The sequence below is a fragment of the Geopseudomonas sagittaria genome, from assembly GCF_900115715.1.
Classification (GTDB): Bacteria; Pseudomonadota; Gammaproteobacteria; order Pseudomonadales; family Pseudomonadaceae; genus Geopseudomonas; species Geopseudomonas sagittaria.
In genome coordinates, this window is the sequence record NZ_FOXM01000013.1 from 1 (window position 1) to 18,381 (window position 18,381).

Sequence of the window (18,381 nt, forward strand, 5' to 3'; positions counted from 1 at the left end):
GTGAGGCTTGACCATATAACACCCAAACAATTTGTTGTTTGCGTGTGACAGGCCGAAAGCTTGCAAGAGCACGTGAAATTACCGAAAATACACCGATATCACATACCCAATTAGGGGAAGCGACTAAAAACGATTCCCCAACAAATTGCTTGACGACCATAGAGCGTTGGAACCACCTGATCCCATCCCGAACTCAGCAGTGAAACGACGCATCGCCGATGGTAGTGTGGAGCTTCTCCATGTGAGAGTAGGTCATCGTCAAGCACCTATACAGAAACCCCGATCAGCTAACGCTGGTCGGGGTTTCGGCTTTTGGTGGATTCTTTGCCGGATGCCGTTCCTGCCGTATATGATTTCGTGGCGTGCCGATTCGAGGTCTCTAGCTTGCAATTATTACGTCTACTGGCGGACGGTCGTTTCCACTCCGGGGAGGAGTTGGGGCAGCGGCTGGGTATCAGTCGCAGTGCGGTCTGGAAGCAGCTGCAGCAGCTGCAAATCGATTCCGAGGTCCGCTTGCACCGGGTGCGGGGCAAGGGCTACCGGCTTGAACAGCCATTAAGCCTGTTGTCGGCGGAGGCTATCAGGGCGCGCCTGCCTGGCCGGCGAGTCTGGGTCGAGGATCGGGTCGATTCGACCAATGCTCTGGCGCTTCGCTATCTAACCTGTCATGAGCCTCCGTTCGTGGTCCTGGCTGAAGCGCAGACTGCCGGTCGCGGACGACGCGGGCGCCACTGGGTCAGTCCGTATGGAGAAAATCTGTATTTCTCCCAGGTCATCAGAATCGAACGCTCGGCTACACAGTTGCAGGCGCTTAGCCTGGTGGTGGGGGTGGCTGTGTTACGCACCCTGCGCCAGCTGGGCGTGGCCGGTGTTGGCCTGAAATGGCCGAATGATCTGCTGGTGGAGGGGAAAAAAATCGCCGGCATACTGCTCGAATTGAGTGGTGATCCCGCAGACGTGTGCCAGGTAGTGATTGGCGTCGGGATCAATGCCAACATGCGGGCGGGGAGTGGTATCGATCAGGACTGGACCTCCGTGTGTCTGGAAACGGGCCGGCAGGTGGAGCGCAGCGAGCTGGCCGCTGCACTGGCGGTTGAGCTTGAGCAGGTGTTGCGCGTCCATTGCGAGCAGGGCTTCGCCGCCTTTCACGGGGAGTGGGAAGCCAGTCATGCGTGGCAGGGACGTGAGGTTCGGCTGATCAGCGGCGTGCACGAGATTGGTGGCACGGTATTGGGTGTGACCATTGATGGCGGCTTGCGGCTGGCTGGCGAGGGTGGTGAGCAGGTTTACAGTGGCGGCGAACTGAGCCTGAGGCTGCAGCATGATTCTTGAGCTGGATTGCGGCAACACCCTGATCAAGTGGCGGATATTGCCAGGCGAAGGTCAGGCGCCGCGGCATGTCGGCTCTGCTGGGTCGGATGTCGATCTGGTGGGGCAGCTGGATGGGCTGCCTGGGCTGCATTTGCGCTGGTGCCGGATCGTCAGTGTCAGAAGCGACGAAGAGACCAGTCGGTTGCTGGAGAAGTTGACGAGGCGTCACCCCGTGGAAGTGCGGCAGGCGACTGCTGCGCCATTCTGCTCCGGGGTGCGCAATGGCTACGAGGACTATCGGCGGCTAGGGCTTGATCGCTGGTTGGCTGTCCTAGGCGGGTATCGGCTGGCCGGCAAGGCCTGCATGATCATCGACCTTGGCACGGCAATCACTGCGGATTTCGTCAATGCCGGCGGCGAGCACCTGGGGGGGTACATCTGTCCTGGTTTGCCGCTGATGCGCGCCCAGCTGCGTACGCATACGCGGCGCATTCGTTATGACGATGCCGAGGCGGATCAGGCGCTGGCTGATTTGTCGCCGGGACGCACTTCCGCCCAGGCCGTGGAGCGGGGCTGTCTGCAGATGCTCAGGGGGTTTGTCGGTCTGCAATGTGCGCAGGCGGCAAGCCTTCTGGGGGCGGACTTCGATGTTTTCCTTACCGGGGGTGATGCAGCCCTGGTAGTCGATGTGTGGCCGGGGGCAAGGAATGTCGCCGACCTGGTCTTCGTGGGTCTGGCGCTGGCCTGCCCGATTGAGCGGGGTTGAGCGGATGCGTTGGTTGTTTCTGTTTCTGTTGTTGATGAATGTCGGACTATTTGTCTGGCAGCACCGATTGGCGCCGAGTGGTTCCAGTGAGCTGCCGCTGCTGGCTGGGCAGGCTGAGCGGGCTCCTGTGCAGACCGTGCCGGGGTTGACGCTGATGGCTGAGGCGCAGAACTCAAGGCCACAGAATCAGGCATCCGTCGTCGCAGACGGTGCCGCCCACTGTCTGGTGCTGGGCGGGTTTGACGCGCTCGAGCCCGCCCGCCAGCTCGAACAGCGGCTGCTGAGTCTGGACGTGGGCGTGCGTGTGGTCACCAGCGAGGCCTCATACGGTGCCGATCACTGGGTGTATATCCCGCCGCTGGCGTCAAGGCAGGCCTCGCTGCGACAGTTGCGCGAACTGCAGGCGAGAGGCATCGACAGCTACCTGATCACCGAAGGCGAGCTGGCCGACGGCATCCTGCTGGGGGTCTTTCCGCGCCTGGACTCCGCGGTGAGTGTCGCTGAGAAGCTGCGCGCGGCGGGTTACGAGCCGCAGGTGCGTGAATTGCCGCGGATTTATCAGGAGTACTGGGTTCGCGTGGCCAAGAAAAGCCAGCGCTTGCTCGATGACGCCATGCTGGCTCGCCTGTCTGCCGACTTTCTCGATCTAAAACATCAACTTATCTCGTGTGGGGGGTTGCGTAGTGCGGAATGACTGCCTATACTGCGCACCACTTGAGACGCACTGCTAGGCAGGCATCGGAAAGTAGTCAAGAGGCTGTTAATTGTTCTTGACATGAGTGTGGCAAGCATTCAGAATGCCGCACCGTTTGGAGGGGTTCCCGAGCGGCCAAAGGGATCAGACTGTAAATCTGACGTCATCGACTTCGAAGGTTCGAATCCTTCCCCCTCCACCAGATTTAAGCGTGAGCCACAAGCTCCGCGGGTATAGTTCAGTGGTAGAACCTCAGCCTTCCAAGCTGATGATGCGGGTTCGATTCCCGCTACCCGCTCCAGTTATGTTGTTCGTGCACAGCGTTTCGCTCATGTAGCTCAGCTGGTAGAGCACACCCTTGGTAAGGGTGAGGTCAGCGGTTCAAATCCGCTCATGAGCTCCAACTAAACAAAGGCAGATATGAAAATATCTGCCTTTGTTCTATGTGGGCAATTTGTCCAGTTCCTCGACGGGAGAGTGTCTCGATGGCTAAAGAGAAATTTGAACGTAACAAACCGCACGTCAACGTTGGCACCATCGGTCACGTCGACCATGGCAAGACCACTCTGACTGCTGCTCTGACCAAGGTCTGCGCTGAGACCTGGGGTGGTTCCGCTCGTGACTTCGCCCAGATCGACAACGCTCCGGAAGAAAAAGCTCGCGGTATCACCATCAACACCTCTCACGTTGAATACGATTCCGCCATTCGTCACTACGCTCACGTTGACTGCCCTGGTCACGCTGACTACGTGAAGAACATGATCACCGGTGCTGCGCAGATGGACGGCGCGATCCTGGTGTGCTCGGCTGCCGACGGCCCGATGCCGCAGACCCGCGAGCACATCCTGCTGTCCCGTCAGGTGGGTGTTCCCTACATCGTCGTGTTCCTGAACAAGGCCGACATGGTGGACGACGCCGAGCTGCTGGAACTGGTCGAGATGGAAGTTCGTGATCTGCTGAACACCTACGACTTCCCGGGCGACGACACTCCGATCGTTACCGGTTCGGCGCTGATGGCCCTGAACGGTCAGGACGACAACGAAATGGGTGTTTCCGCCGTGCGCAAGCTGGTTGAAACCCTCGACTCCTACATCCCGGAGCCGGTTCGTGCCGTTGACCAGCCGTTCCTGATGCCGATCGAAGACGTGTTCTCGATCTCCGGTCGTGGCACCGTGGTGACCGGTCGTATCGAGCGCGGCATCGTCAAGGTCCAGGAAGAAGTGGAAATCGTCGGCATCCGTCCGACCTCCAAGACCACCTGCACCGGCGTGGAAATGTTCCGCAAGCTGCTCGACGAAGGTCGTGCCGGCGAGAACGTGGGCATCCTGCTGCGCGGCATCAAGCGTGAGGACGTCGAGCGTGGCCAGGTTCTGGCCAAGCCGGGCACCATCAAGCCGCACACCAAGTTCGAAGCTGAAGTGTACGTGCTGTCCAAGGAAGAAGGCGGTCGTCACACCCCGTTCTTCAAGGGCTACCGCCCGCAGTTCTACTTCCGTACCACCGACGTGACCGGCAACTGCGAGCTGCCGGAAGGCGTTGAAATGGTAATGCCGGGCGACAACATCAAGATGGTTGTCACCCTGATCGCTCCGATCGCCATGGAAGACGGCCTGCGCTTCGCGATCCGCGAAGGCGGCCGTACCGTCGGCGCCGGCGTGGTTGCCAAGATCTTCGAGTAATCGAAGTCTGGTGACAGAGGAGCCCCCGCTTTGCGGGGGCTTTCTCGTTTCCGCCCATTGGTTGACACCCCGGAGGGGCGTCCGTACAATTGCGCCTCCTTTTACCGGGCGTAGTCCGTCTGGTGGGAATAGCTAGAGTCTGAGGTCAAAATGCAAAATCAACAAATCCGTATTCGGTTGAAGGCTTTTGACCACCGCCTGATCGATCAATCAACCCAGGAAATCGTGGAAACCGCGAAACGTACTGGTGCTCAGGTCCGTGGTCCGATTCCTCTGCCGACCCGCAAAGAGCGGTTCACCGTGCTGGTTTCTCCGCACGTCAACAAGGATGCGCGTGATCAGTACGAAATTCGTACTCACAAGCGCGTGCTCGACATCGTTCAGCCGACCGACAAGACCGTCGACGCGCTGATGAAGCTCGACCTTGCTGCCGGTGTCGAAGTACAAATCAGCCTCGGCTGAAATCCATTCCCGGATTTCGGTCGTGTAACGCTCTGAAATGGGCGGCCATAGCGGGTGAAAGCCCCGTACACTCATGAGGTTCAAGACATGACTATTGGTGTAGTCGGTCGCAAGTGCGGCATGACCCGCATTTTCACCGAAGATGGTGTCTCTATTCCGGTTACGGTCATCGAAGTCGAGCCGAATCGCGTCACCCAGTTCAAGAATGAAGAGAGCGATGGCTATCGCGCCGTACAGGTAACTGTTGGCGAGCGTCGCGCTTCCCGTGTGACCAAGGCGCAAGCCGGTCACTTCGCCAAGGCCAGTGTTGCTGCCGGTCGCACCGTCATGGAATTCCGCCTCGAAGGCGAAGAGTTCCAGGCTGGCGATCAGCTCACCGTTGAGCAGTTCCAAGCCGGACAGATGGTCGATGTGACCGGTCAGTCCAAGGGTAAAGGCTACGCCGGTACCATCAAGCGCTGGAACTTCCGCGGCCAGGACAACACCCACGGCAACTCCGTATCTCACCGTGCTCCGGGTTCCATCGGCCAGTGCCAGACTCCTGGTCGAGTGTTCAAGGGCAAGAAGATGTCCGGTCATATGGGCGCCGAGCGCGTGACCGTTCAGTCCCTGGAAGTTGTTCGTGTCGATGCCGAGCGCAATCTGCTGTTGGTCAAGGGCGCAGTCCCGGGTGCCACTGGCGGTGACGTGATCGTGCGTCCGGCAGCCAAGGCTTAAGGGAGATTCGAGAGATGCAACTGAATGTGAACGGTGCGCAGGCGATCGAAGTCTCCGAGCGTACCTTTGGTGATGAGTTCAACGAGACCCTGGTGCACCAGGCTGTCGTTGCCTACATGGCAGGTGGTCGTCAGGGCACCCGCGCGCAGAAGACCCGCTCCGAAGTGCGTGGCGGTGGCAAGAAGCCGTGGCGCCAGAAGGGTTCGGGCCGTGCCCGTGCCGGCACCATCCGCAGCCCCATCTGGCGCTCGGGTGGCGTGACCTTCGCCGCCAAGCCGCAAGACCACTCGCAGAAGCTCAACAAGAAGATGTACCGCGCGGCCATGCGCTCGATCCTGAGCGAGCTGGTGCGTCAGGACCGTCTGATTGTTGTTGAAGATTTTGCCGTTGATGCCCCGAAGACCAAGAGCTTGGTTGGCAAGCTGGATGGCCTGGGCCTGAGCGACGTGCTGATCGTGACCGACGGTGTCGATGAGAACCTGTACCTGGCAGCGCGCAACCTGCCGCACGTCGACGTTCGTGACGTGCAGGGTTCCGACCCGGTCAGCCTGATCGCCTACGACAAGGTGCTGGTCACCGTGTCCGCCGTGAAGAAATTCGAGGAGCTGCTGGGATGAACCAGGAACGCGTATTTAAAGTGCTGCTTGGCCCGCACGTCTCCGAGAAGGCCACCACTCTTGCCGATGGCAAGGGTCAGTTCGTTTTCAAGGTTGCCACTGATGCAACCAAGCTGGAAATCAAGAAGGCCGTCGAATCCCTGTTCAGCGTCAAGGTGGAGCGTGTAAGCACCCTGAACGTCAAGGGCAAGACCAAGCGCACTGCCCGCGGTTTCGGCAAGCGCAACGACTGGAAAAAGGCGTACATCGCCCTCCAGCCGGGCCAGGATCTCGATTTCGCCAGCGGCGCTGAGTAAGGTAGGAGTGCATCATGGCAATCGTTAAATGCAAGCCGACTTCCGCTGGCCGTCGTTTCGTGGTCAAGGTGGTCAATTCCGACCTGCACAAGGGCGCTCCGTTCGCTCCGCTGGTCGAGAAGAAAAGCAAGACCGGTGGTCGTAACAACAACGGCCGCATCACCACTCGCCACATCGGCGGTGGTCACAAGCAGCACTATCGTCTGGTCGATTTCCGTCGCAACAAGGATGGCATTCCTGCCACCGTTGAGCGTATCGAATATGACCCGAACCGCACTGCCCACATTGCCCTGCTGCTGTTCGCAGACGGCGAGCGTCGCTACATCATCGCGCCGAAGGGCGTGAGTGCTGGCGATCAGCTGGTCTCCGGTGCCCACGCACCGATCAAGGTTGGCAACAGCCTGCCGCTGCGCAACATTCCGGTTGGTTCGACCGTTCACGGTATCGAGCTGAAGCCGGGCAAGGGTGCTCAGATCGCGCGTTCCGCTGGTGCATCCGCTCAGCTGGTTGCTCGCGAAGGCGTCTACGTGACTCTGCGTCTGCGCTCCGGTGAGATGCGCAAGGTCCTGGCCGAGTGCCGTGCGACCCTGGGCGAAGTCTCGAACTCCGAGCACAGCCTGCGTTCGCTGGGTAAGGCCGGTGCCAAGCGCTGGAAGGGCATTCGTCCGACCGTGCGTGGTTCCGCGATGAACCCGGTCGACCACCCGCATGGTGGTGGTGAAGGTCGTACCTCTGGTGGCCGTCATCCGGTGTCGCCGTGGGGCTTCCCGACCAAGGGCGCGAAGACCCGCTCCAACAAGCGCACCGACAACATGATTGTCCGTCGCCGCAAGTAACTAGAGGGATACGACAGTGCCGCGTTCTCTGAAAAAAGGTCCGTTCATCGATCTTCACCTGATTAAGAAGATCGAAGTGGCGGTGGAAAAGAACGACCGTAAGCCGATCAAGACCTGGTCGCGTCGTTCGATGATTCTGCCGCAGATGGTCGGTCTGACCATCGCCGTGCATAACGGTCGTCAACATGTCCCGGTTCTCGTGAACGAAGACATGGTCGGCCACAAACTGGGCGAGTTCGCCGCTACCCGCACCTATCGCGGGCACGTGGCTGACAAGAAAGCCAAGCGTTAAGGGGTAGGAAATGGAAGTAGCCGCTAAGTTGTCGGGCGCTCGCATCTCCGCCCAGAAAGCCCGCCTGGTCGCTGACCAGATCCGTGGCAAAAAGGTTGGTGAGGCGCTCAATCTGCTGGCTTTCAGCAACAAGAAAGCCGGTGCCATCATCAAGAAAGTGCTTGAGTCGGCCGTGGCCAACGCCGAGCACAACGAAGGCGCAGACGTGGATGACCTGAAGGTTTCCACCGTTTTCGTCAACGAAGGGCGTTCGCTGAAGCGCATCATGCCGCGTGCCAAAGGCCGTGCTGATCGCATCGTCAAGCGGTCTTGCCATATCACTGTCAAGGTTGCGGACAAGTAACGGAGTCGATCAGATGGGTCAGAAAGTACATCCCACTGGCATTCGCCTGGGAATCGTCAAGGAGCACACCTCCGTCTGGTACGCAGATAAGCGCACTTACGCTGATTATCTGTTTGCCGACCTGAAGGTTCGTGAGTACCTCCAAGACAAATTAAAAAGCGCTTCCGTGAGCCGTATCGACATCGCTCGTCCGGCTCAGACCGCTCGCATCACCATCCACACCGCTCGTCCCGGCATCGTGATCGGCAAGAAGGGTGAGGATGTTGAGAAGCTGCGTCAGGAACTGACCAAGCAAATGGGTGTGCCGGTGCACATCAACATCGAAGAGATCCGCAAGCCGGAACTCGACGGTATGCTGGTTGCGCAGAGCGTAGCTCAGCAGCTGGAGCGTCGCGTCATGTTCCGTCGCGCCATGAAGCGCGCCGTGCAGAACGCCATGCGTATTGGTGCCAAGGGCATCAAGATCCAGGTGAGTGGTCGTCTGGGCGGGGCTGAGATTGCCCGTACCGAGTGGTATCGCGAAGGTCGTGTGCCCCTGCACACCCTGCGTGCCGACATCGACTACGCCACCTACGAAGCGCACACCACCTACGGTGTGATCGGTGTGAAGGTTTGGATCTTCAAGGGCGAGGTCATCGGTGGCCAGCACGAAGAGCTCAAGCCGCAAGCGCCTGCGCCTCGCAAAAAAGCTGCTAAGTAAGAGGAGTACGCAACATGCTGCAACCCAAGCGTACAAAATTCCGCAAGCAGATGACCGGCCACAACCGTGGTCTGGCTCAGCGCGGTAGCAAGGTCAGCTTCGGCGAGTACGCGCTGAAGTCTGTTAGCCGTGGTCGCCTCACCGCACGTCAGATCGAGTCCGCTCGTCGCGCACTCACCCGTCACGTCAAGCGTGGCGGCAAGATCTGGATCCGCGTGTTCCCCGACAAGCCGGTTACCAAGAAGCCCCTCGAAGTTCGTATGGGTAAGGGTAAGGGCGGCGTCGAGTACTGGGTAGCCCTGATCCAGCCGGGCAAGGTCCTGTACGAGATCGAGGGTGTATCCGAAGAGCTGGCTCGCGAGGCTTTCGCCCTGGCGGCTGCAAAGCTGCCGCTCGAGACCACCTTTGTTAAGCGGACGGTGATGTGATGAAAGCGAATGAACTTCGTGAAAAATCCGCGGAGCAGCTGAACGAGCAACTGCTCGGCCTGCTGCGCGACCAGTTCAATCTGCGCATGCAGAAGGCAACTGGCCAGTTGGGGCAGTCCCACCTGCTCTCGCAAGTTAAGCGCGACATCGCTCGCGTGAAAACTGTGCTCAACCAGCAGGCAGGTAAGTGATCATGGCTGAAGCTCAGAAGACCGTCCGTACGCTGACCGGCAAAGTCGTCAGCGACAAAATGGACAAGACCATCACCGTCCTGATCGAGCGTCGCGTAAAGCACCCGATCTACGGTAAATACGTGAAGCGTTCGACCAAGCTGCACGCCCACGACGAAAACAACCAGTGCCGCATGGGTGACCTCGTCACCATTCGCGAGACTCGTCCGCTGGCCAAGACCAAGGCCTGGGCTCTGGTCGAAATCGTCGAACGTGCCGTGGAAGTCTAAGGACTAAGGGTCGGAGAAAGATATGATTCAGACTCAATCCATGCTCGACGTCGCCGATAACAGCGGTGCCCGTCGCGTAATGTGCATCAAGGTCCTTGGTGGTTCGCACCGTCGTTACGCCGGTATTGGCGACATCATCAAGGTGACCGTGAAGGAAGCGATTCCGCGCGGCAAGGTGAAAAAAGGCCAGGTGATGAGTGCGGTCGTAGTCCGCACCCGTCACGGCGTGCGCCGTCCGGATGGCTCGATCATCCGCTTCGACGGCAATGCTGCGGTCCTGCTGAACAACAAGCAGGAGCCCATCGGCACCCGTATCTTTGGCCCGGTGACTCGCGAACTTCGTACCGAGAAGTTCATGAAGATCGTCTCCCTGGCCCCCGAAGTACTCTAAGGAGTAGCCGTCATGCAAAAGATTCGTCGTGACGACGAAGTCATCGTCATCGCCGGCAAGGACAAGGGCAAGCGTGGCAAGGTGCTGAAGGTGCTCGCCGAAGACCGTCTGGTCATCGGTGGGATCAACCTGGTCAAGCGCCACACCAAGCCGAATCCGATGTCGGGCGTTCAAGGCGGTATCGTCGAGAAAGAAGCGCCGCTGCACGTTTCCAACGTTGCGATCTTCAATGCTGAAACCAACAAGGCTGATCGCGTTGGCTTCAAGGTCGAAGACGGCAAGAAAATTCGTGTCTTCAAGTCCACCCAGAAGCCGGTTGGCGCTTGAGAATCATAGGTAAAACACCATGGCACGATTGAAAGATATTTACCGGAACGAACTCGCTCCCAAGCTGAAGGAAGAACTCCAGCTTGCCAACGTGATGGAAATTCCGCGCATCACCAAAATCACCCTGAACATGGGCCTCGGCGAAGCGATCGGTGACAAGAAAGTCATCGAGCACGCGCTGGGCGACATGGAGAAGATCGCCGGCCAGAAGCCGGTGGTCACCTATGCTCGCAAGTCCATTGCCGGTTTCAAGGTCCGTGAGGGCTGGCCGATCGGTATCAAGGTGACTCTGCGTGGCGATCGCATGTACGAGTTCCTGGATCGTCTGATCACCATCTCCCTGCCGCGCGTGCGTGACTTCCGCGGCCTGAATGCCAAGTCCTTCGATGGTCGTGGCAACTACAGCATGGGCGTGAAAGAGCAGATCATCTTCCCGGAAATCGATTACGACAAGATCGATGCGCTGCGTGGTATGGACATCACCCTGACCACCACCGCCCGTAGCGATGATGAAGGTCGTGCCCTGCTGCGCGCCTTCAAATTCCCGTTCCGCAACTGATTGGAGTAGGAACATGGCCAAAACTAGCATGAAGAACCGTGAGCTGAAGCGTCAGCAAACGGTCGCGAAGTACGCCAAGAAGCGTGCCGAGCTGAAAGCTGTCATTGCCAGCCCGAACTCCACTCCGGAGCAGCGCTGGGAAGCCCTGGTAGCCCTGCAAAAGCAGCCGCGCGATGCCTCGCCGAGCCGCCTGCGCAACCGCTGCCGCATCACCGGTCGTCCGCACGGCTACTACCGCAAGTTCGGCCTGAGCCGTAACAAGCTGCGCGAAGCGGCGATGCGTGGTGACGTGCCGGGTCTGGTCAAGGCCAGCTGGTAAGGCGTCGCTCCCGGGCTTGCCCGGGAGCCTCGCAAGACGAATCAAGCCCCTCTGGGGCTTGATTCGTTTTTGATCATTCTCTAGAATGTCTGGCTCGCCTGAGCCTGGCATTCGTGCCCGGGTTGCGGGCAAATACGGCCGAAAGGCTTTTTTTTGTTTCAGGAGCATCAAGCCCATGAGTATGCAGGACCCGTTAGCGGACATGCTAACTCGTATCCGTAATGCCCAGATGGCTGAGAAGACCGTGGTTAGCATGCCGTCTTCCAAGCTGAAGGCAGCAGTCGCCAAAGTCCTCAAGGACGAAGGCTACATTGCGGATTTCCAGGTCAGCGGCGACGTCAAGCAGCAGCTGTCCATCGAGCTGAAGTATTTCGAAGGCAAGCCGGTCATCGAAGAGCTCAAGCGTGTGAGCCGTCCCGGCCTGCGCCAGTACAAGGCTGTTGAGCAGCTGCCGAAAGTTCGCGGCGGCCTCGGCGTTTCCATCGTCTCCACCAACAAGGGTGTGATGACGGATCGTGCTGCTCGCGCTGCCGGTGTCGGCGGCGAAGTGCTCTGCACCGTATTCTAAGGGGGGATCAGCATGTCTCGCGTTGCTAAGAACCCCGTCAAGCTGCCCGCCGGTGTCGAAGTTCAGTTGACCGGCCAGCAGCTTTCGGTGAAGGGTGCCAAGGGCGCTCTGGAACTGAAGGTGCATCCTTCGGTGGAAGTGATTCAGGAAGCTGGTGAGCTGCGCTTTGCTGCACGCAATGGCGATCAGCAGACCCGCGCCATGGCCGGTACCACCCGTGCCCTGGTGAACAACATGGTGGTAGGTGTCAGCGAAGGCTTCCAGCGCAAGCTGCAGCTGGTTGGCGTCGGCTACCGTGCTCAGGCCAAAGGTCAGATTCTGTCGCTGGCCCTCGGCTTCTCGCATCCGGTCGAGTACGAACTGCCGGAAGGCGTCACCGCCGAGACCCCGAGCCAGACCGATATCCTGATCAAGGGCATCGACAAGCAGGTGGTTGGTCAGGTGGCTGCCGAAATCCGCGACTTCCGTCGTCCGGAACCTTACAAAGGTAAGGGTGTGCGTTACGCCGACGAAGTTGTCCGTCGTAAAGAAGCCAAGAAGAAGTAGGGCATAGCAAATGAGCGACAAGAAAGTAATCCGTCTGCGTCGCGCTCGCCAGGCACGCCTGAAGATGCGCGAGCTGGAGGCCGTACGCCTTTGCGTGTACCGCTCTTCTCAGCACATGTACGCCCAGGTCATTTCGGCCGACGGCGGCAAGGTCCTGGCCAGCGCATCGACTCTGGACGCAGAGCTGCGTGGCGCTGCCAGCGGCAACGTCGAAGCTGCCAAGAAGGTTGGCCTGCTGGTCGCCGAGCGCGCGAAAGCCGCCGGTGTCACCCAGGTGGCATTTGACCGTTCTGGCTTCAAGTACCACGGCCGTGTCAAGGCACTGGCCGACGCTGCTCGTGAAGGCGGGCTGGAGTTCTAAGTTATGGCTAATAACGAGCAGAAGCGCGACGAAGGCTACATCGAGAAGCTGATCCAGGTTAACCGCGTTGCCAAGACCGTGAAAGGTGGTCGTATCTTCACCTTCACCGCGCTGACCGTGGTGGGCGATGGCAAGGGTCGTGTCGGCTTCGGTCGCGGCAAGTCCCGCGAAGTGCCGGCCGCCATCCAGAAGGCGATGGAAGCTGCACGCCGCAACATGATCCAGGTCGATCTGAACGGCACCACCCTGCAGTACCAGATCAAGTCTGCCCATGGCGCCTCCAAGGTGTACATGCAGCCGGCTTCGGAAGGTACGGGTGTCATCGCCGGCGGCGCCATGCGTGCCGTGCTGGAAGTGGCTGGTGTGCAGAACGTCCTGGCCAAGTGCTACGGTTCGACCAACCCGGTGAACGTGGTACACGCCACCTTCAAGGGTCTGAAGAACATGCAGTCCCCGGACTCCGTGGCAGCCAAGCGTGGCAAGCGTGTCGAGGAGATTCTCTGATCATGTCGAATGCCAAGATCAAGGTCACTCTGATCAAGAGCGTGAACGGTCGTCTGGCCAATCACAAGGCGTGCGTCAAGGGTCTCGGCCTGCGTCGCATCAACCACACAGTAGAAGTCATTGATACTCCCGAGAATCGCGGGATGATCAACAAGGCCTACTACCTGCTGCGTGTGGAGGGTTAATCCATGCAACTGAACGATCTGCGTTCCGCGCCGGGTGCCCGTCGCGAAAAGCTGCGTCCGGGCCGTGGTATCGGTAGCGGCCTCGGCAAGACCGGTGGCCGCGGCCACAAGGGTCAGACCTCCCGTTCCGGTGGCAAGATTGCTCCCGGCTTCGAGGGCGGCCAGCAGCCCCTGCACCGTCGTCTGCCGAAGTTCGGCTTCACCTCGCTGAAGGCCATGGATCGTGCGGAAATCCGCACCTCCGAGCTGGCCAAGGTGGCAGGTGGTGTCGTCACCGTGCAGGCGCTCAAGGATGCCAACCTGATCAACCAGCACGTACAGCGCGTGAAAGTCATGCTGTCCGGCGAGGTTGTCGGTGCGGTCACTCTGAAAGGTATCGCCGTCACCAAGGGTGCGCGTGCGGCTATCGAAGCAGCTGGCGGCAAAATCGAGGACTAAATGGCTAAGCAAGGTGCTCTCTCCGCGCTCAGCAATGGCGGGCTGTCCGAGCTCTGGGCTCGTTTGCGTTTCCTGTTCATGGCGATCATCGTCTATCGGATCGGCGCGCACATCCCAGTGCCCGGGATCAACCCTGACCGGCTGGCCGAACTGTTCCGGCAGAACGAGGGGACCATTCTTAGCCTGTTCAACATGTTTTCCGGCGGCGCGCTCGAGCGCATGAGCATCTTTGCACTGGGGATCATGCCGTACATCTCGGCATCGATCATCATGCAGCTGATGACGGCGGTCAGTCCGCAGCTGGAGCAGTTGAAGAAGGAAGGTGAGGCTGGTCGTCGCAAGATCAGCCAATACACCCGCTACGGTACTGTTGTCCTGGCACTGGTTCAGGCCATCGGTATGTCCGTTGGTCTGGCCAGTCAGGGTGTGGCCTTCAGCACCGATTTCGGCTTCCACTTCGTGGCCGTCACCACCTTCGTGGCGGGGGCGATGTTCATGATGTGGCTGGGCGAGCAGATCACCGAGCGCGGCGTCGGCAATGGCATCTCGATGCTGATCTTTGCCGGTATCGTTGCTGGTCTGCCGTCGGCGATCGGGCAGTCTTTCGAGTCTGCCCGCCAGGGTGATATCAACATCTTCGCCCTGATCGCCATCGGTCTGCTGGCGGTAGCGATCATCGGTTTCGTGGTGTTCATCGAGCGTGGTCAGCGTCGCATCGCGGTGCACTACGCCAAGCGTCAGCAGGGCCGCAAGGTCTTCGCTGCGCAGACCAGCCACCTGCCGCTGAAGGTGAACATGGCCGGGGTCATCCCGGCGATCTTCGCCAGCAGCATCCTGCTGTTCCCGGCCTCCCTGGGCGCCTGGTTCGGTCAGAGTGAAGGCATGGGCTGGATGCAGGACATCGCGCAAGCCATCGCTCCCGGTCAGCCTTTGAACATTCTGCTGTTTGGTGCAGGGGTGATTTTCTTCTGCTTCTTCTACACAGCACTGATGTTCAATCCGAAGGACGTGGCGGAAAACCTGAAGAAGTCCGGTGCCTTCATTCCGGGTATCCGTCCCGGCGAGCAGTCCGCGCGCTACATCGATGGTGTGCTGACCCGCTTGACCATGTTCGGTGCTCTGTACATGACGGCCGTCTGCCTGCTGCCCCAGTTCCTGGTGGTGGCGGCCAATGTGCCGTTCTATCTTGGCGGGACCTCGTTGCTGATCGTCGTGGTGGTTGTTATGGACTTCATGTCCCAAGTACAATCGCACCTCGTTTCGCACCAGTACGATTCCCTGATGAAGAAAGCCAACCTGAAGGGCTATGGCAGCGGAATGCTCCGCTGATCCACCCGTAAGGTTCGAGGAGTTGGTGATGAAAGTTCGTGCATCGGTCAAGAAGCTGTGCCGCAATTGCAAGATCGTTCGCCGTGAAGGCGTCGTCCGTGTGATCTGCAGCGCAGAGCCGCGCCACAAGCAGCGCCAAGGCTGAGTGTGATCTGCGAACCAACCCGGTAGCTAGTGCGCTGCCGGGTTGATTATTTGTTTTTACAGCGTTAACATTCGCGCCCTTTTCTTGGCTTCCGGGGCGCGGATAGCTGTCAATTGGAGTTTTTCTGAATGGCCCGTATTGCAGGCGTCAACATTCCGGATAACAAACACACTGTTATCTCGCTGACCTACATCTATGGTGTTGGTCGCACTACCGCGCAGAACATCTGTGCGGCCACCGGGGTCAACCCGGCGGCGAAAATCAAGGATCTCTCGGACGAGCAGATCGAGCAGCTGCGTGGCGAAGTCGCCAAGTTCACCACTGAAGGTGACCTGCGCCGCGAAATCAACATGAACATCAAGCGCCTGATGGACCTCGGCTGCTACCGCGGCCTGCGTCACCGTCGCGGCCTGCCGGTTCGTGGTCAGCGCACCAAGACCAACGCCCGTACCCGCAAGGGTCCGCGCAAGCCGATCCGCAAGTAATCGCATCCGCGCATCGACAGGAATCTAGTCATGGCAAAACCTGCTGCTCGTCCTCGCAAGAAAATCAAAAAGACAGTGGTTGATGGCATCGCCCACATTCACGCGTCTTTCAACAACACCATCGTGACCATCACCGACCGTCAGGGCAACGCTCTGTCCTGGGCGACCTCGGGTGGTTCCGGTTTCCGCGGCTCGCGCAAGAGCACTCCGTTCGCTGCCCAGGTTGCAGCCGAGCGCGCCGGTCAGGCCGCTCTGGAGTACGGCCTGAAGAACCTCGACGTCAACGTCAAGGGTCCGGGTCCGGGCCGTGAATCCGCTGTGCGTGCTCTGAACGCCTGCGGCTACAAGATTGCCAGCATCACCGACGTGACGCCCATCCCGCATAACGGGTGCCGTCCGCCGAAGAAGCGTCGCGTGTAAAAGGAGACAGTGAAGAATGGCTCGTTACATTGGTCCCAAATGCAAACTGTCCCGTCGCGAAGGCACTGACCTTTTCCTCAAGAGCGGCGCTCGCGCCCTCGAGTCGAAGTGCAATATCGAAGCGGCTCCCGGTATCCACGGCCAGCGTCGTGGTCGCCTGTCCGAGTACGGCACCCAGCTGCGTGAAAAGCAGAAAGTCCGCCGCATCTACGGTGTGCTGGAGCGTCAGTTCAGCGGTTACTACAAGGAAGCAACCCGTCGCAAGGGTTCGACCGGCGAGAACCTGCTGCAACTGCTCGAGTGCCGCCTGGACAACGTCGTATACCGCATGGGCTACGGTGCTACCCGCGCCGAATCCCGTCAGCTGGTTTCGCACAAGGCCATCACCGTCAACGGTCAGACCGTCAACATCCCGTCTTACCAAGTCAAGGCCGGCGACGTAGTCGCTGTCCGCGAGAAGGCCAAGAACCAGCTGCGTATCGCCCAGGCTCTCGAGCTGTGCGCCCAGCGTGGCCGCGTTGAGTGGGTGGAAGTTGATGCCGAGAAGAAGTCCGGCGTGTTCAAGAGCGTGCCGGCTCGCGGCGATCTGTCCGCTGACATCAACGAAAACCTGATTGTCGAGCTCTACTCGAAGTAAGAGCTAGAAAATAGGTGCATCCATGCAGAGTTCGGTAAATGAGTTTCTGACCCCCCGTCATATCGACGTTCAGGTGGTCAGCCCGACCCGCGCCAAGATCACGCTCGAGCCTCTCGAGCGCGGCTTTGGTCACACACTGGGCAACGCGCTGCGTCGCATCCTGTTGTCCTCCATGCCCGGCTGTGCAGTGGTTGAGGCTGAAATCGATGGCGTACTCCACGAGTACAGCGCCATCGAGGGTGTGCAGGAAGATGTCATCGAGATCCTGCTCAACCTGAAAGGCCTGGCCATCAAGCTGCACGGTCGTGATGAAGTGACGCTGACCCTGGCGAAGAAGGGCGCGGGTGTGGTGACCGCTGCCGATATTCAGCTGGATCACGATGTCGAGATCGTCAACGGTGATCACGTGATCGCCCACCTGGCGGACAACGGCGCCCTGAACATGCGTCTGAAAGTGGCGCGCGGCCGTGGCTACGAGCCCGCCGACGCCCGTCAGAGCGACGAGGATGAAAGCCGTTCGATCGGCCGCCTCCAGCTCGACGCCTCGTTCAGCCCGGTGCGTCGTCTCGCCTACGTGGTGGAAAGCGCCCGTGTCGAGCAGCGCACCAACCTGGACAAGCTGGTGCTTGACCTGGAAACCAACGGTACCCTCGATCCCGAAGAGGCCATTCGTCGTGCCGCGACCATCCTGCAGCAGCAGCTGGCCGCGTTCGTCGACCTCAAGGGTGACAGTGCACCGGTGGTGGAAGAGCAGGAAGACGAGATCGATCCGATCCTGCTGCGCCCCGTCGACGATCTGGAACTGACCGTGCGTTCGGCCAACTGCCTGAAGGCAGAGAACATCTACTACATCGGTGACCTGATCCAGCGCACCGAAGTGGAGTTGCTCAAGACGCCGAACCTGGGCAAGAAGTCCCTGACCGAGATCAAGGACGTTCTGGCTTCCCGCGGTCTTTCCCTCGGCATGCGCCTCGACAATTGGCCGCCGGCAAGTCTGAAAAAGGATGATAAGGCGACTGCCTGATCGTCCCTAATCACCGAACTCAAGGTTTGGTAAGGAATTTCAATCATGCGTCATCGTAAAAGTGGCCGTCACCTGAGCCGCACCAGCGCCCACCGCAGTGCCATGTTCCAGAACATGGCGGTGTCGCTGTTCGAACACGAGCTGATCAAGACCACCCTGCCCAAGGCGAAAGAGCTGCGTCGCGTTGCCGAGCCGCTGATCACCCTGGCCAAGGAAGACAGCGTCGCCAACCGTCGTCTGGCTTTCGACCGCACCCGTTCCAAGGAAGCGGTCGGCAAGCTGTTCAACGAGCTGGGCAAGCGCTACGCCAACCGTCCGGGCGGCTACCTGCGCATCCTCAAGTGCGGTTTCCGTGCTGGCGACAACGCGCCCATGGCGTACGTCGAGCTGGTTGATCGTCCGGTTGCCGGCGCTGTGGAAGCAGCTGCCGAGTAAGTTCGGGTGATTCACAAGAAACCGGGCCCAGTGCCCGGTTTTTTGTTGCCTGCGTTTTCTGCTCAGGGAATCGCTGCCGAGCATTCCGGGCACGGATGCGACAAGGC

Annotated in this window: 32 protein-coding genes, 3 tRNA genes and 1 rRNA gene; all 36 read left to right on the forward strand. The window is 59.6% G+C overall.

What is annotated here, in order from left to right; all coding sequences use genetic code 11:
- Window positions 1-148 precede the first annotated feature (148 nt).
- The 36 genes from rrf to rplQ all read left to right on the forward strand — a co-directional run bounded on the left by rrf (window position 149) and on the right by rplQ (window position 18,274).
- Window positions 149-264 (forward strand): 5S ribosomal RNA (rrf, locus tag BM297_RS15295).
- 120 nt (window positions 265-384) lie between these two features.
- Complete coding sequence (gene birA / locus BM297_RS15300; RefSeq protein WP_092433269.1) at window positions 385-1,332, forward strand: bifunctional biotin--[acetyl-CoA-carboxylase] ligase/biotin operon repressor BirA; 948 nt, start codon at window positions 385-387, stop codon at window positions 1,330-1,332.
- Window positions 1,322-2,077 (forward strand): type III pantothenate kinase, encoded by a 756-nt coding sequence (locus tag BM297_RS15305; RefSeq protein WP_092433054.1) that lies wholly within the window; start codon window positions 1,322-1,324, stop codon window positions 2,075-2,077. Before birA ends, BM297_RS15305 begins: the two co-directional genes overlap by 11 nt.
- Window positions 2,078-2,081: 4 nt before the next feature.
- Window positions 2,082-2,771 (forward strand): SPOR domain-containing protein, encoded by a 690-nt coding sequence (locus BM297_RS15310; protein WP_092433056.1) that lies wholly within the window; start codon window positions 2,082-2,084, stop codon window positions 2,769-2,771.
- Between the two features lie 117 nt (window positions 2,772-2,888).
- Window positions 2,889-2,973, forward strand: a tRNA-Tyr gene (locus BM297_RS15315).
- A 25-nt stretch (window positions 2,974-2,998) separates the two neighbouring features.
- Window positions 2,999-3,072, forward strand: a tRNA-Gly gene (locus BM297_RS15320).
- A gap of 26 nt (window positions 3,073-3,098) precedes the next feature.
- Window positions 3,099-3,174 (forward strand) — tRNA-Thr (locus BM297_RS15325).
- A gap of 82 nt (window positions 3,175-3,256) precedes the next feature.
- Window positions 3,257-4,450 carry an elongation factor Tu gene (gene tuf / locus BM297_RS15330; protein ID WP_092433058.1) on the forward strand — a complete coding sequence of 398 codons (1,194 nt, stop codon included), beginning with the start codon at window positions 3,257-3,259 and terminating at the stop codon, window positions 4,448-4,450.
- 150 nt (window positions 4,451-4,600) lie between these two features.
- The gene (gene rpsJ / locus BM297_RS15335) at window positions 4,601-4,912 is read left to right on the forward strand and encodes a 30S ribosomal protein S10 (protein ID WP_003186070.1); all 312 of its coding nucleotides are present in this window, start codon (window positions 4,601-4,603) and stop codon (window positions 4,910-4,912) included.
- 87 nt (window positions 4,913-4,999) lie between these two features.
- Window positions 5,000-5,629 (forward strand): 50S ribosomal protein L3, encoded by a 630-nt coding sequence (gene rplC, locus BM297_RS15340; protein WP_090306354.1) that lies wholly within the window; start codon window positions 5,000-5,002, stop codon window positions 5,627-5,629.
- A gap of 14 nt (window positions 5,630-5,643) precedes the next feature.
- On the forward strand, window positions 5,644-6,246 hold the full coding sequence (gene rplD / locus BM297_RS15345) for a 50S ribosomal protein L4 (RefSeq protein ID WP_092433060.1): 603 nt from the start codon (window positions 5,644-5,646) through the stop codon (window positions 6,244-6,246).
- Window positions 6,243-6,542, forward strand: a complete 300-nt coding sequence (rplW, locus tag BM297_RS15350; RefSeq protein WP_090306360.1) for a 50S ribosomal protein L23 — start codon at window positions 6,243-6,245, stop codon at window positions 6,540-6,542. Before rplD ends, rplW begins: the two co-directional genes overlap by 4 nt.
- Window positions 6,543-6,556: 14 nt before the next feature.
- Window positions 6,557-7,378: a 50S ribosomal protein L2 gene (gene rplB / locus BM297_RS15355; protein ID WP_092433062.1), complete on the forward strand. Its 822-nt coding sequence runs from the start codon at window positions 6,557-6,559 to the stop codon at window positions 7,376-7,378.
- Window positions 7,379-7,394: 16 nt separating this feature from the next.
- A complete protein-coding gene (gene rpsS, locus BM297_RS15360; protein ID WP_090213031.1) occupies window positions 7,395-7,670 on the forward strand; it encodes a 30S ribosomal protein S19 in 276 nt (91 codons plus the stop codon).
- A 10-nt stretch (window positions 7,671-7,680) separates the two neighbouring features.
- A complete protein-coding gene (gene rplV / locus BM297_RS15365) occupies window positions 7,681-8,013 on the forward strand; it encodes a 50S ribosomal protein L22 (RefSeq protein WP_090306366.1) in 333 nt (110 codons plus the stop codon).
- A 13-nt stretch (window positions 8,014-8,026) separates the two neighbouring features.
- Entirely contained in the window at window positions 8,027-8,713 is a 687-nt protein-coding gene (rpsC, locus tag BM297_RS15370) for a 30S ribosomal protein S3 (RefSeq protein WP_092433066.1), read from the forward strand.
- 14 nt (window positions 8,714-8,727) lie between these two features.
- Window positions 8,728-9,141 (forward strand): 50S ribosomal protein L16, encoded by a 414-nt coding sequence (gene rplP, locus BM297_RS15375; protein ID WP_090306373.1) that lies wholly within the window; start codon window positions 8,728-8,730, stop codon window positions 9,139-9,141.
- Window positions 9,141-9,332 carry a 50S ribosomal protein L29 gene (gene rpmC, locus BM297_RS15380; protein WP_031596249.1) on the forward strand — a complete coding sequence of 64 codons (192 nt, stop codon included), beginning with the start codon at window positions 9,141-9,143 and terminating at the stop codon, window positions 9,330-9,332. Before rplP ends, rpmC begins: the two co-directional genes overlap by 1 nt.
- Before the next feature lie 2 nt (window positions 9,333-9,334).
- Window positions 9,335-9,601, forward strand: coding sequence for a 30S ribosomal protein S17 (gene rpsQ, locus BM297_RS15385; RefSeq protein ID WP_092433068.1), 267 nt, complete (start codon window positions 9,335-9,337; stop codon window positions 9,599-9,601).
- A 22-nt stretch (window positions 9,602-9,623) separates the two neighbouring features.
- Complete coding sequence (rplN, locus tag BM297_RS15390; protein ID WP_090306378.1) at window positions 9,624-9,992, forward strand: 50S ribosomal protein L14; 369 nt, start codon at window positions 9,624-9,626, stop codon at window positions 9,990-9,992.
- Between the two features lie 12 nt (window positions 9,993-10,004).
- The gene (rplX, locus tag BM297_RS15395; protein ID WP_092433070.1) at window positions 10,005-10,319 is read left to right on the forward strand and encodes a 50S ribosomal protein L24; all 315 of its coding nucleotides are present in this window, start codon (window positions 10,005-10,007) and stop codon (window positions 10,317-10,319) included.
- A 19-nt stretch (window positions 10,320-10,338) separates the two neighbouring features.
- Entirely contained in the window at window positions 10,339-10,878 is a 540-nt protein-coding gene (rplE, locus tag BM297_RS15400) for a 50S ribosomal protein L5 (RefSeq protein WP_092433071.1), read from the forward strand.
- Window positions 10,879-10,891: 13 nt separating this feature from the next.
- Complete coding sequence (gene rpsN / locus BM297_RS15405) at window positions 10,892-11,197, forward strand: 30S ribosomal protein S14 (RefSeq protein WP_092433072.1); 306 nt, start codon at window positions 10,892-10,894, stop codon at window positions 11,195-11,197.
- Window positions 11,198-11,372: 175 nt separating this feature from the next.
- Window positions 11,373-11,765, forward strand: coding sequence for a 30S ribosomal protein S8 (rpsH, locus tag BM297_RS15410; protein WP_090306389.1), 393 nt, complete (start codon window positions 11,373-11,375; stop codon window positions 11,763-11,765).
- Window positions 11,766-11,777: 12 nt separating this feature from the next.
- Window positions 11,778-12,311: a 50S ribosomal protein L6 gene (gene rplF, locus BM297_RS15415; RefSeq protein WP_092433075.1), complete on the forward strand. Its 534-nt coding sequence runs from the start codon at window positions 11,778-11,780 to the stop codon at window positions 12,309-12,311.
- Window positions 12,312-12,321: 10 nt separating this feature from the next.
- Complete coding sequence (rplR, locus tag BM297_RS15420; protein WP_092433077.1) at window positions 12,322-12,672, forward strand: 50S ribosomal protein L18; 351 nt, start codon at window positions 12,322-12,324, stop codon at window positions 12,670-12,672.
- A 3-nt stretch (window positions 12,673-12,675) separates the two neighbouring features.
- Window positions 12,676-13,176 carry a 30S ribosomal protein S5 gene (rpsE, locus tag BM297_RS15425; protein WP_090306398.1) on the forward strand — a complete coding sequence of 167 codons (501 nt, stop codon included), beginning with the start codon at window positions 12,676-12,678 and terminating at the stop codon, window positions 13,174-13,176.
- Between the two features lie 2 nt (window positions 13,177-13,178).
- Complete coding sequence (rpmD, locus tag BM297_RS15430) at window positions 13,179-13,361, forward strand: 50S ribosomal protein L30 (RefSeq protein ID WP_090306401.1); 183 nt, start codon at window positions 13,179-13,181, stop codon at window positions 13,359-13,361.
- Window positions 13,362-13,364: 3 nt separating this feature from the next.
- A complete protein-coding gene (gene rplO / locus BM297_RS15435; protein WP_090306404.1) occupies window positions 13,365-13,799 on the forward strand; it encodes a 50S ribosomal protein L15 in 435 nt (144 codons plus the stop codon).
- A complete protein-coding gene (secY, locus tag BM297_RS15440; RefSeq protein ID WP_092433079.1) occupies window positions 13,800-15,128 on the forward strand; it encodes a preprotein translocase subunit SecY in 1,329 nt (442 codons plus the stop codon). It begins immediately after the preceding gene.
- Window positions 15,129-15,156: 28 nt separating this feature from the next.
- Window positions 15,157-15,273 (forward strand): 50S ribosomal protein L36, encoded by a 117-nt coding sequence (gene rpmJ, locus BM297_RS15445; protein ID WP_014854209.1) that lies wholly within the window; start codon window positions 15,157-15,159, stop codon window positions 15,271-15,273.
- A gap of 128 nt (window positions 15,274-15,401) precedes the next feature.
- Entirely contained in the window at window positions 15,402-15,758 is a 357-nt protein-coding gene (gene rpsM, locus BM297_RS15450) for a 30S ribosomal protein S13 (protein ID WP_090306410.1), read from the forward strand.
- Window positions 15,759-15,788: 30 nt separating this feature from the next.
- The gene (gene rpsK / locus BM297_RS15455; protein ID WP_039806105.1) at window positions 15,789-16,178 is read left to right on the forward strand and encodes a 30S ribosomal protein S11; all 390 of its coding nucleotides are present in this window, start codon (window positions 15,789-15,791) and stop codon (window positions 16,176-16,178) included.
- Between the two features lie 16 nt (window positions 16,179-16,194).
- Window positions 16,195-16,815 (forward strand): 30S ribosomal protein S4, encoded by a 621-nt coding sequence (gene rpsD, locus BM297_RS15460; RefSeq protein WP_090306413.1) that lies wholly within the window; start codon window positions 16,195-16,197, stop codon window positions 16,813-16,815.
- A gap of 22 nt (window positions 16,816-16,837) precedes the next feature.
- Window positions 16,838-17,839 (forward strand): DNA-directed RNA polymerase subunit alpha, encoded by a 1,002-nt coding sequence (locus BM297_RS15465; protein WP_090306416.1) that lies wholly within the window; start codon window positions 16,838-16,840, stop codon window positions 17,837-17,839.
- Between the two features lie 45 nt (window positions 17,840-17,884).
- Window positions 17,885-18,274, forward strand: a complete 390-nt coding sequence (rplQ, locus tag BM297_RS15470; protein ID WP_090306419.1) for a 50S ribosomal protein L17 — start codon at window positions 17,885-17,887, stop codon at window positions 18,272-18,274.
- Window positions 18,275-18,381: the final 107 nt, after the last annotated feature.

Coding starts and splice junctions, on each gene's coding strand:
- BM297_RS15305 (WP_092433054.1), top strand. CDS start 1,322: ATGATTCTTGAGCTGGATTGCGGCAACACCCTGATCAAGTGGCGGATA.
- BM297_RS15310 (WP_092433056.1), top strand. CDS start 2,082: ATGCGTTGGTTGTTTCTGTTTCTGTTGTTGATGAATGTCGGACTATTT.
- tuf (WP_092433058.1), top strand. CDS start 3,257: ATGGCTAAAGAGAAATTTGAACGTAACAAACCGCACGTCAACGTTGGC.
- rpsJ (WP_003186070.1), top strand. CDS start 4,601: ATGCAAAATCAACAAATCCGTATTCGGTTGAAGGCTTTTGACCACCGC.
- rplC (WP_090306354.1), top strand. CDS start 5,000: ATGACTATTGGTGTAGTCGGTCGCAAGTGCGGCATGACCCGCATTTTC.
- rplD (WP_092433060.1), top strand. CDS start 5,644: ATGCAACTGAATGTGAACGGTGCGCAGGCGATCGAAGTCTCCGAGCGT.
- rplW (WP_090306360.1), top strand. CDS start 6,243: ATGAACCAGGAACGCGTATTTAAAGTGCTGCTTGGCCCGCACGTCTCC.
- rplB (WP_092433062.1), top strand. CDS start 6,557: ATGGCAATCGTTAAATGCAAGCCGACTTCCGCTGGCCGTCGTTTCGTG.
- rplV (WP_090306366.1), top strand. CDS start 7,681: ATGGAAGTAGCCGCTAAGTTGTCGGGCGCTCGCATCTCCGCCCAGAAA.
- rpsC (WP_092433066.1), top strand. CDS start 8,027: ATGGGTCAGAAAGTACATCCCACTGGCATTCGCCTGGGAATCGTCAAG.
- rplP (WP_090306373.1), top strand. CDS start 8,728: ATGCTGCAACCCAAGCGTACAAAATTCCGCAAGCAGATGACCGGCCAC.
- rpmC (WP_031596249.1), top strand. CDS start 9,141: ATGAAAGCGAATGAACTTCGTGAAAAATCCGCGGAGCAGCTGAACGAG.
- rpsQ (WP_092433068.1), top strand. CDS start 9,335: ATGGCTGAAGCTCAGAAGACCGTCCGTACGCTGACCGGCAAAGTCGTC.
- rplN (WP_090306378.1), top strand. CDS start 9,624: ATGATTCAGACTCAATCCATGCTCGACGTCGCCGATAACAGCGGTGCC.
- rplX (WP_092433070.1), top strand. CDS start 10,005: ATGCAAAAGATTCGTCGTGACGACGAAGTCATCGTCATCGCCGGCAAG.
- rplE (WP_092433071.1), top strand. CDS start 10,339: ATGGCACGATTGAAAGATATTTACCGGAACGAACTCGCTCCCAAGCTG.
- rpsN (WP_092433072.1), top strand. CDS start 10,892: ATGGCCAAAACTAGCATGAAGAACCGTGAGCTGAAGCGTCAGCAAACG.
- rpsH (WP_090306389.1), top strand. CDS start 11,373: ATGAGTATGCAGGACCCGTTAGCGGACATGCTAACTCGTATCCGTAAT.
- rplF (WP_092433075.1), top strand. CDS start 11,778: ATGTCTCGCGTTGCTAAGAACCCCGTCAAGCTGCCCGCCGGTGTCGAA.
- rplR (WP_092433077.1), top strand. CDS start 12,322: ATGAGCGACAAGAAAGTAATCCGTCTGCGTCGCGCTCGCCAGGCACGC.
- rpsE (WP_090306398.1), top strand. CDS start 12,676: ATGGCTAATAACGAGCAGAAGCGCGACGAAGGCTACATCGAGAAGCTG.
- rpmD (WP_090306401.1), top strand. CDS start 13,179: ATGTCGAATGCCAAGATCAAGGTCACTCTGATCAAGAGCGTGAACGGT.
- rplO (WP_090306404.1), top strand. CDS start 13,365: ATGCAACTGAACGATCTGCGTTCCGCGCCGGGTGCCCGTCGCGAAAAG.
- secY (WP_092433079.1), top strand. CDS start 13,800: ATGGCTAAGCAAGGTGCTCTCTCCGCGCTCAGCAATGGCGGGCTGTCC.
- rpmJ (WP_014854209.1), top strand. CDS start 15,157: ATGAAAGTTCGTGCATCGGTCAAGAAGCTGTGCCGCAATTGCAAGATC.
- rpsM (WP_090306410.1), top strand. CDS start 15,402: ATGGCCCGTATTGCAGGCGTCAACATTCCGGATAACAAACACACTGTT.
- rpsK (WP_039806105.1), top strand. CDS start 15,789: ATGGCAAAACCTGCTGCTCGTCCTCGCAAGAAAATCAAAAAGACAGTG.
- rpsD (WP_090306413.1), top strand. CDS start 16,195: ATGGCTCGTTACATTGGTCCCAAATGCAAACTGTCCCGTCGCGAAGGC.
- BM297_RS15465 (WP_090306416.1), top strand. CDS start 16,838: ATGCAGAGTTCGGTAAATGAGTTTCTGACCCCCCGTCATATCGACGTT.
- rplQ (WP_090306419.1), top strand. CDS start 17,885: ATGCGTCATCGTAAAAGTGGCCGTCACCTGAGCCGCACCAGCGCCCAC.